Raw genomic sequence first — 11395 nt, forward strand, 5'->3', positions numbered from 1 at the left:
TATATTACGACCGACTGGCGGAGAAAGGGCGAAAAGGAGTTGCGGACGATTTCCCGGATACGTCCCAAACAGGGATACGGAGCACACTACGAAGCGGTTCGGTGAAAAATCGGCCCTGTCCCTGAGGTATCCCCCCCACGAATTCATATCGGCACGCCCAGTTGCATCGAGTGCTGTGGACTGGATGCGCACCGCTTTGCTTCGATCATGTCGCGGAAGTCATTCCTGCCCGGAGTGTGCTGTTGCCGAAGGCAGGTTTTGATGGAGCCGCGGTTCACTCCGCGCCGGATGAGGTGAGTCCACGCCCTTTGGCCACCCCTAAACTTTTCCGTCCCCCACTGGATAAGCCCTTGGTCAGGCCTGTCATGACGACAGGCTGCTTCTCCACGTGCACGCCAGGGGCAAGTCGATGGTCGCAGTCGTATCGGGTAATGGTCTGGGTCTGGATACCAGTTCGCTGCGTCAGCTGGGTCAGGGGTTGGGCGGCCAGGTGGCGATCGGCCAGGGCAACGTGGCCCAGGTCGTCAACACCGCCACCGGCAACCTGGTGCTGGAGAGCCAGGACGAGGGCCTGATCTTCGACGGCCTGTCGCTCGATGTGCTGCGCACCTACAACAGCCAGGGCCAGCTCAGCGGCAGTGCCGGTTGGCAGTTCGGCTTCAGCCGCTCGATCGGTGGCCTGACCGGGACGCTGGATACCGCCGGCAGCACGATCACCCGCACCGACGACGATGACTCGACCGTCACCTATGCCTATGACGCGACCTCGGGTCAGTACCTCAGCACCGACCAGAGCGGTGCCCAGGACACCTTGGCGTGGAGCGCAGCGTCCTCGACCTGGACCTGGACCGACAGCGCCAGCCGCCAGCAGGAGACGTATAACGCCAGCGGCCAGCTGACCGTCCTGAGCGATGCCGAGACCGGCGCCAGCTACAGCTTCAGCTACAACGGCAGCCAGCTCAGCCAGATCACCGCCGGTGACGGCGATGCACTGACCTTCAGCTACAACGCCAGCGGCCAGCTGACCGGCCTGTCGATCCAGGAGGTTCCCCCGGGCCAGACCACCGCAGTGACCCGTCAGCAGGTGAGCTACACCTACGACACGCAGGGTCGTCTGAGCACGGTGGCCACGCTGCTGACCTCGGACACCGACAGCAGCACCGCCAGCTACACCACCACCTATACCTACGACGGCAGCAGCGACCGGGTCACCTCGGTCACCCAGAGTGACGGCACCACGGTGAGCTACAGCTACACCGAAGACGCCCAGGGCGCGTACCAGGTCACCGGGATCACCACCGGCACCGGGGCGGCGGCCCAGACGGTGACGCTGAGCTACGCCAGCGGCAGCACCACGCTGACCAATGCATTGGGTCAGGCGACGACCTATACCTACAACACGGCCGGCGAGCTGACCCAGGTGGCGGCACCACCCGTCAACGGCGTGACGCCGACCACCCAGTACAGCTATGACGCCAACGGCAACCTGCTGACGGCGACCGATGCCAATGGCGGCGTCACCAGCTACAGCTACGACGCCAACGGCAACCTGCTCAGCGTCGAGGACGCGACGGGGCACACGGTCAGTTACACCTACAACGCCGACGACCAGGTACTGAGCCAGACGGTCTACACCGTGGCGGCCCAGGGTGTGGCGGGGCAGAGCGGCTATGTCGCCCCCAGCGGGGCGCAGACCACGTATGACGTGTACGACGCCAGCGATCGCCTCGCCTATGTCGTCGACCCGTTGGGCCACGTCACCGAGCACGACTACACCACGACCAGCGGCCTGACGGTGCTGAGCCGCACCCAGCAGTACCTGGGGGCGACATACAGCCTGACGGGTCTGTCCCCGGGCACGCCACCGACCCTGGCCCAGTTGCAGGGGTGGGTGGCCAGCGCCCCGGTGCAGGCCACACTGGCGCAGAGTACGCGCACGGACTACACCTACGACGTGCGTGGCCAGCTGGCCACGCAGACGCAGTGGGACACGGTCAACAGCAGTGGCGTGGGCGTGCTCGATGCCGGCACGACGATCACCACCACTACCTACGATGCCTACGGTCAGCTGCTGCAGACGGCCACCGAGCGCGGTGCGAGCCGCACCACGCTGGAGACCACCAGCTATGCCTACGACAGTCTGGGCCGGCTGATCAGCCGCACCGATCCGCTGGGCCACGTCATCAGCTACGTCTACACCGACAGCAGCAACACCCTGGCGATCACCCAGGCCAACGGCCTGGTCACCACCCAGGTGCGCAACAGCGCGGGACTGCTGATCAGTAGCACCCAGTCGGCCAGCGGCCAGACCAGCCGTGTCACCAACTACCTGTACAACGCCGTCGGCCAGAACGTCGCCACGATCGATCCGGCCGGCAACGTCAATTACACTTTCTACGATGCCGATGGCCGGGTCGCCGGCACGGTCGATGCCACCGGGGCGGTCACCGCCATCAGCTACGATGCCGATGGCCACGTTATCGGCAGCACTCAGTACGCCACGTCGATCAGCACCAGCGGCTGGGTCAGCGGCGGCGCCCTGACTGCGAGCCTGCCGACCAGCCTGCCGATACCCACGGGCACGGCGAACGATGTCACTACACACACCCTGGTCGATGCCGCGGGCCGGGCGATCGCCACGATCGATGCCGAAGGCAACGTCACCACCACCACGTACGATGGCTCAGGCCACGTCATCGCCAGCACCGCGCATGCGACGGCGCTGACCTCGGCGCAGCTCACCGCGCTTGGCAGCGCGCCGACGTGGGCGGCGCTGCAGGCGGACCTGACTGCCAGCACCAGTGATCGCACCACCCATACGCTGTACGACGCCGACGGCCATGCCGTGGCGAGCATCGATGCGGCCGGTTACGTCACCGTCACCACCTATGACAGCGCCGGTCGGGCTATCCAGACCACCGCCTCGGCCACGGCCTTGACCGCCGCGCAGCTCACGGCGCTGGGCGGCACGCCCACGCTGGCGGCACTGCAGGCCGATCTGGCTACGAGCGGCAGCGACCAGACCACGCGCACCTACTACGACGGCGAAGGCAGCCCCGTCGCGCAGGTGGATGCGGACGGCTACCTCACCACGACGGCTTACGACGAGACGACGCACACCACGACCACCACACGTTATGCGACGGCGTTGACGTCCGCCCAGCTGACAGCCCTGACCGGCAGCGAGAGCGTGACGACGCTGGTGGGCCTGCTGGGCAGCAACACGGCCAACGAGCAGAGCAGCGTGACGTACAACGCGGACGGCCAGGCCGTGAGCACGACGGCGGTCGACGGCACGGTGACGACGTATACCTACAGCACGGTCGGCCAGCTGCTGAGCACGACGGTCACGCCGACGGCCGGGCAGGGCACGGCACGCACCACCAGCGCTACCTACGATGCCTTCGGCGACACGCTGACGAACGTCGATGGCAACCAGGCGACGACGACCTACACCTATAACGTGCTGGGTCAGCGCATCACCGCCACGGATGCGTTGGGCAACAGCACCTGGACCTATTACGACGCCGATGGACGGGTGTCCTATACAGTGCAGGGCCAGCCCAGCGGCAGTACACGCAATGCCGTAGGTAACGTGGTGGCGTATGTCTACAACGCGTTGGGCCAGGTCACGAGCACACGCCAGTACGCCAGCCAGCTGATCCTCACCAGCGGCACGAGCAGCGGCACCACGCTCAACCCGACCACCGCCACGCTGGCCCAGCTGGCCACGGCCGTGGCCGCGCTGCCAGTGTCGGCGAGCGACGCCAACGGCCTGACCAGCTACACCTATACGCTGGACGGGCAGGTCGCCAGCACCACGAACGGGGACAACTACCAGACCGCGTATGCCTACGATGCCTTCGGCGACCGGGTCCAGAGCCAGCAGCAGTTGAGTGCACCGGGCAGCGCCCTGAGTGCGGCCAACAGCACGATCAGCACGTTCACGTATGACAACCGGGGCGAGCAGACCGGCGAGACCGACGGGGTCGGCTCGGCGGTGGCGCGCAGCACGTCAAGCACCTACGACGCCTTCGGGCGGGTGACGAGCACGACCGAAGGCAACGGCAACGTCGTCACCTACGCCTACGACAACCTCGGCCGCCAGGTCAGCGCCAGCCAGATCGTCGGCGGCGTGGCACGCACCACGAACACGACGGTCGACGCCTTCGACCGCACGGTCAAGCAGACCGATGCGCTGGGCAACGTCACCAGCTACCAGTATGACGTAGCGAACCACAAGGTCATCGTGACCACGCCCGATGGCGTGACGATGACGACGGTGAAGGACGCCTTCGGCGACACGGTCAGCGTCACCGACGGGGCCGGCGATACCACCACGTATACCTATGATGCCGACGGGCAGCGGCTGACTACCAAGGACGCGCTGGGCAATGTCACCACCGACCAGTACGACGCCGACGGCGATCTGATCCAGACCGCCGATGCGACCGGGCATGTCGTCACCTATACCTACGATGCCAGTGGTCGCGTGCTGAGCCAGACGGTCGATCCGGCGGGCCTGGCGCTTACCACCACGTACAGCTATGACGGCGAAGGCCGCGAGCTGAGCGTGACCGATCCGACCGGGGTGGTGACCACCTACACCTACGATGCCGACGGCCACACACTGACCCAGGTGCAGGATGCCGGCACCGGCAAGCTCAACCTCACCACCACTTCGACCTATGACGGGGCCGGCAAGACGCTGACCGTCACGGTCGGTGCCGGCACCAGCGCAGCACGCACCACGCAGTATGTCTACGACAACCTGGAGCGCCTCAGCCGGCAGATCGTCGATCCGGGCACCGGTCATCTCAACCTCACCACGACCTACGCCTACGACGGCAACAACAACCTCGTCAGCGTCACGGATGCCAACGGCCATGTCACGCGCCGCGCTTACAACGAGGCCAACGCGCAGGTCTTCAGCATCGATCCCACCGGTGCCGTCACGCAGACCACGTACGACGCCGATGGCCGGGTCACGGCGGTGCGTGCCTACGCCACCGCGTTGACCGTCGCGCAGCTCACGGCGCTGGGTAGCACCCCGACCGTGGCCGCGGTCGCCGCGGATCTCGTGACCAGTGCCAGCGATGCGGTGTCCTACACCGCTTACAACGCCGAAGGGCAGGTGCGCTACAGCGTCGATCCGATGGGCTATGTCACCGAGACCCGCTATGACGCCGCCGGGCGCGTCAGCGAGACGCTGGCCTATGCCCACGCGGTGAGCGTGACGGCCAGCGAAGCGACGGTGCTGCAGACGTCGCAGACGACCGCGCTGTCGTCGCTGGCCAGCCTGGTCAGCGGCGCTGGCAATACCGACGCCACCGCCGAGGCGACGCTGCACCTTTATGACTCCGATGGACAGACTCGCTTCCTGGTGCAGCAGAACACCGTCAACGGGCAACTGGTGGGCGTGGTCACCGAGCAGCGCTATGACGCGGCCGGACGTGTCATCGCCCGCCTCGCGTACGGCAGCACGCTGGCCTTGTCGACCAGCGCGGCGCTGACGGCGCAGCTGACGACCAGCAGTGTGACCCAGACGCTGGCCAGTGCGCCGAACCACACGACGTGGAGTGTCTACGACAACGCCGGCCGTCTGCGTTACACCATCGACACCACGAACCACGTCACCGAGACGCAATACGACAAGGACGGCCGCGTCACGGCGCAGCTGGTCTACGCCAACGCGATCACGCTGCCGGGCACGCTGACCGTCGCCACGGTCGGGGCGGCGGTGACGGCTGCCGGTACGGCGGGTGCGCGCACGAGCACCACGACCTACGACAATGCCGGTCGGGTGCTGACCACCGGCGATGCGCTGGGCGTCAACGCCACCTATACCTACGATGCGACGGGCCTGCAGACAGGCCATGCCGATCGCGACGGCCACTGGACGTATGACCTCTACGACACCGCCGGGCGCAAGACGCTGGAGCAGAGCCCGCCGGTCAACGTGGGTAGCTGGGCGGCGGGTACCGGCGCGTTCCAGCAAGGCGTGGCGTACCTGTACACCACCTACGCCTACGACGGCGTGGGCAATGTCACCGCGATCAACCAGGGGACCGGTCCGGACTCGGCGCACGTCACCGTGCTGAGCACGACGAGCTACGCCTACGACGCTGCCAACCACCAGATCCAGACGACCTACCCCGGTGGCGTCAGTACCCATGTCACCTATAACGCGCTCGGTCAGGCGGTGGTGGATCAGGATGCCAACGGGCACTTCCAATACAAGGTCTATACCAGCGACAACCAGGTCGCCTTTACCGTCGATGCCGACGGTTATGTCACCGCCAGCAACTACGATGCCTTTGGCAATGTCACGACAATCACCCGTTACGCCACCGCGCTCAACACGGCCGCGATCACCGGCTGGAGCGCCGGCCAGCCGCTGACGCTGGCCCAGCTGCAGCAGGGGCTGGTGACCTCGGCCAGCGATCGCACGATCACCACCACCTACGACCAGCGCAACCAGAAGACGCAAGTGGTGCAGTCGATGGTCGGGTATGACTTGGCGATGGGACCCGAGACCGCCGCTGCGATGAGTGGGTCGCCTACGACCCTCTATACCTACGACAGCTATGGCAACGTCACCAGTACGTCGACCTTGATCCAGGGCGCCAATGCCACGGGCGATGCCAATGCCACGCCTGCGATCTGGGCGACCACGTATACCTACTACGACGCGCTCAATCGTGTGGTGATGACGGTGACGCCGACGGGCACCTACACCAGTCCGCAGGGTTACGTCACGACCACGACCTACGACGGGCTGGGTGACGTGCTCAGCACCACGCAGTACGCCACGGCCATCGCGACCAGCGGCCTGACCACCGCCACGCCACCGTCGGCACCGGCCGCCAATATCACAGACCGCACCAGCACCTACGGCTACGACGCGATCGGCCGCAAGACCAGCGAGACCGACACCGGCGAATACAGTTACGTCAATGGCATCGCTGCCGGAGCCGCCGGCAGCAGCGTCACCACGCTGGCGTACGACGGCGAGAACCACGTCACCACGCTGACCGTCAACGGGCTGACCACGACCACCGTCTACGACGCGCTGGGTCGGGTGTCCAGCGTCACGGCGCCCGCGCGCCAGGTGCTGGTGAGCAACTGGCAATCGATCCTGGAAAACAACCCGGGCGACGACCTCACCACGGCGGCGCTGTACACCACGGTCAGTCCGCTGACGTATTACATCTACGATGCGCTGGGCAACACGCTGAACACCACGGTGCAGGCGGGATCCCTCGCCCAGCAAACCTGGGCGTGGTACGACGCCCGCGGCAACCAGATCCAGGTGGCCGATGCCAATGGCAACTACCGCAACGCGACCTACGACAACAACGGCAACGTACTCACCCAGAGCTACTCACTGACCGGCAACAGCGGCTCGAGCACGGTCACCAGCACCTACACCTACGACGCCGACAACCAGCAGCTGACCACCGCGGTGCAGCGCAGCGGGCAGAGCGGCTACGACAGCTACACCCAGGTGAAGTACAACGCCTTCGGGGAGGTGGTCGCCAAGGGTGACAACAACGGGTATGAGGCTACCTACACTTATAACAATGTGGGGCTATTGACCTCGGCACCGGATAGCAAGACCGGGGCCATCCACACCTATATCTACGATCTGGCCGGTAGCCAGGTGGTGGACCTGTCCACCGCCACGGGTGGGGGTAATGGGGTATGGACGGCCAATACGCTGGACCTGGCGGGACACACCATCTCCCGGGTGGTTCCGGTCGCCGACGCGATAGCCGGTGAAAGCAGTCCAAGCACCTTCACCTACGACCGCTGGGGCAATGTGCTGTCCAGCACGGATGCGGCCGGCAACACGACGCAGTACCGGTACGACAGCCAGAACCAGTTGTTTCAGGAGATCGAACCGAACGTCCTGGTGGTCTCGGCCACCGGGGTACGCACCTGGCAGACGCCGTCGAAAGAGTGGTACTACAACGTCAGCGGTCAGCTGATCGGGGCGACCGACGAGGACGGCAACACCTCGTGGAACACCTACGATGCCGGCGGCAACCTCACCATCGCGCAGGATGCGACCGGCGCACAAACCACTACCGCTTACGATGCGCTGGGGCGTGCCGTGGCGCAGGAGACGCCACCGGCCAATACGCTGAGTGGCCCGCTCACCCATATCACCTACACCACCTACGACAACCTCAACCAGGTGACGTCGCAAGGCGACTTCCTGCTCAACAGCACCGGTACCGGGCGCACCCAGCAGGCGCAGGAAGCCTACGTCCTCAACAGCAACGGTGATCGCATCCAGGTCACCGACGCGCTGGGCAACACCTCGTACTACGGCTACGACAGCCAGCACCGGGTGCTGAGCAGCCAGACCGCGATCCAGCACGCCAATGGCTGGGCGGAGACCTTCACCTACGACGTCAACGGCAACAAGACCGGGGATACCACCGCCAATGGCGATCACCAGTCGTGGGTCTACGACTACTTCGGCCGGGTGCAGTCGCATACCGACCTCAGCGGAGCACTGACCACCTATACCTACGATGCCAGCTCGGGCCTGCTGACCAGCGAGACCAGCAACTGGGCACCGGCGGGACAGACCAATCCGGGCTATCTGCCAGGCGTGCTCACTGGCAGCGGCAGTACGGAGCAATATCAGTACGAAGCCGATGGCCAGCTCGCAAAGGTCACCCAGATCACGGGTGGTTCGGTGGCGGAGTGGGACACCTACCAGTACGACGTCAACGGCAATCAGACCGTGGATGCCACCTACACCACCGACGGCGCCGGGCAGGTGGTGCACACCGAAACCGTGTCCAGCTACGACAGCCACAATCGTCTGAGCGTGGTGACCACCGAGAACCCCGACAACGGCGTGGCCAACTCGCGCCTGGTCTACAACTACGATGCCGCCGGCAATCGCCGGGCGGTGTTTGCGCAGAGTGCTTATGGTGCCAACGCCTCGCCGATCAGCGGCAACGGCGGCCCACCGACTGGGGCGGTCGGCGCACAGACAGTCACGCCAGGTGTGGCGTGGAACTTCAGTGCGGCCGGCGGCTTCACCGACAACGTCGGCTTTGGGCTCACGTTCTCGGCCACCCAGTCCAACGGCAGTGCCCTGCCGAGCTGGATGAGCTTCAACAGCAACGGCAACTTCACCGGCACGCCGACCACCAACGGTAACTGGTCGATCACGGTGACGGCCACCGACGTCAACGGGCAGAGCGTCAGCAGCACGTTTACCGTGACCGTGCCGGTGGCCGCGCCGGTATTCACCGCCGGGGCCAGCAATCAGAGCGGCAGTGTGCACGGTGCACTCAACTTCACGGTGCCGGGTGCGACCGACGCCAACGGTTCGGGTATCACCTACAGTGCCAGCCTGAGCAGTGGTGCCGCGTTGCCGTCATGGCTGAGCTTCAACGCGGTCACGCTCACCTTCACGGGTACGCCGCCGGTGGGTAGCATCGGCAGCTATGTGTTGAAGGTGACGGCGACGGCGGCCAACGGCGGCAGTGCGGCAAGCTCCTTCACCCTCACCGTAGCGCCCACGGCCCCGGTCTACACCAGTGGCGTGGGCAACCAGACCACCTACGGCGGCCGTGCCTTCGGCTTTGCCTATGCGGCCAGTGACTTCACCGAGGCGGACGGCGACACGCTGACCTTCACCGCGGGCTCCTACAGCATGAACGGCGGTGTCGAGACCGACAGCGCGCTACCGAGCTGGATGAGCTTCAACGCCAGCACGCTGACCTTCACCGGCACGCCGCCGACGACGGTGGTGGGACAGAGCTTCACCCTGTACCTGATCGGCAAGAACCCGCAGGGGCAGGCGGCCGAAGCGCATTTCACGGTGACCGTGGTGCAGTACATGCAGCCGCCGCCGGTGTACAACGGCAACCTGACCAATCGGACCGGCGTGATCGGCGGGGCCTCGCTCAACCTCACGCTACCGGCCAACGCCTTCGTGGAGCCCGACGGTGGTGCACTCACCTATACCGCGATGGTGCTGGTCCCTGATCATGAGCTGATCTATCCAGTCAACGGTGGCACCGACGACAGCACCCGCGACGTACCGGCGCATTGGGTCGCCCTCAGCAGCGTGGGCCTGAGCATCAATGCGACCACCGGCGCCATCACCGGCGTGCCGACCACGCTCAGTTATCAGACCTCGCAGGTGGGCGGTGGCGCTTTCGAGTACGACAGCGCCTACACGATCGAGATCATCGCCACCAATGCCCAGAACGGCACGGTGTCCGGCACGTTCGCGCTGACCAACAGCTTCGCGCCCCCGGCCGTGATCGGCTCCATCCCGGCACAGACCATTACGCCTAACGGGTCGGTGCAGATCTACAGCATCCCGGCGGTCTTCAGCGACACCTATGGTCACGGCCTCACCTACACGAGCAATGCGCCCGCGTGGGCCGGTTTCAACAATGGCACGTTTGCGTTCAGTGCCACCACCGAGCCGGCAGGAACCTATACCTGGACCGTCACGGCAACCGATCCCCTGGGACACGCGGCCAGCACCACCATTACGGTGACCGTCAACAATGTGGCGCCCGTGTTCCCGACGGCGGCTCCGAATGCCACTGCGGTGGCAGGGCAGCCGTTCAGTTTCCAGGTGAGTCCTGCGCGGGACTACAACGGTGACAGCTTGGGATATTCCGCGCTGTTGTGGAATGGATCGGCGTGGGTAGCACTGCCCTCGTGGATCACGTTCAACGCCAGCACACTCACCTATAGCGGGACGCCTCCGCAGGCGGGTTCATTTACCTTGAGTTGCTGGGTCGGCGATTCGAATGGTGCGCTGGCTGCCGAGGGATTTACCCTGACCGTGAACGCCCCGGTCAGCGGGCCGCCGGTGTACCACGGTGGCGTGCCGAGTGAAGTGGATTTTTACTACGGCTCGGCCAACGGCTGGTCGCCCCCTGCCGGCGCCTTCACCAACCCGACCGGCCGCGCGCTGACGTACTCGCTGTCCGGCGCGTACCCGGCGACGGTCACGTTCAACAGCACCACCGGCACGTTGTCCACGGCGACGCTGGCCAAGATCAAGATCGATCATGATTACGGCACCATGGTGCTGACCGCGACCGATCCGGTGGATGGCCTGTCGGTCAGCGTCAGCTTCGACCTTTACTTCGTCGGGGTGGGGACTGGCCAGGTCGTGGTCGCGGGTCAGCCGGCCACCGCGCAGGTGGCCACGCCCCAGACCGTGCAGGCCACGACGCCGAACATCCAGGCGGAGTGGTTCACCTACGATGCCGACAACCGGGTGCTGGTGAACGACGGCAGCCTGGTGAACGGGCAGATCGTGCTGACCCCGGCGACGTACGAAAACACCACCTACGCCAACCAGTACGATGCCGCCGGCAACGTGGCGGTGCTGGTGACC

The 11395-nt window shown here is 65.6% G+C and carries 1 protein-coding gene; it reads left to right on the forward strand.

Features of this window, described 5'->3' with window-relative positions:
* Nucleotides 1-409 precede the first annotated feature (409 nt).
* On the forward strand, nt 410-11395 hold a 10986-nt coding region (locus ACYVKM_RS12165; RefSeq protein ID WP_460877885.1), incomplete at its 3' end, for a putative Ig domain-containing protein.

This window comes from Rhodanobacter koreensis (genome assembly GCF_054782855.1).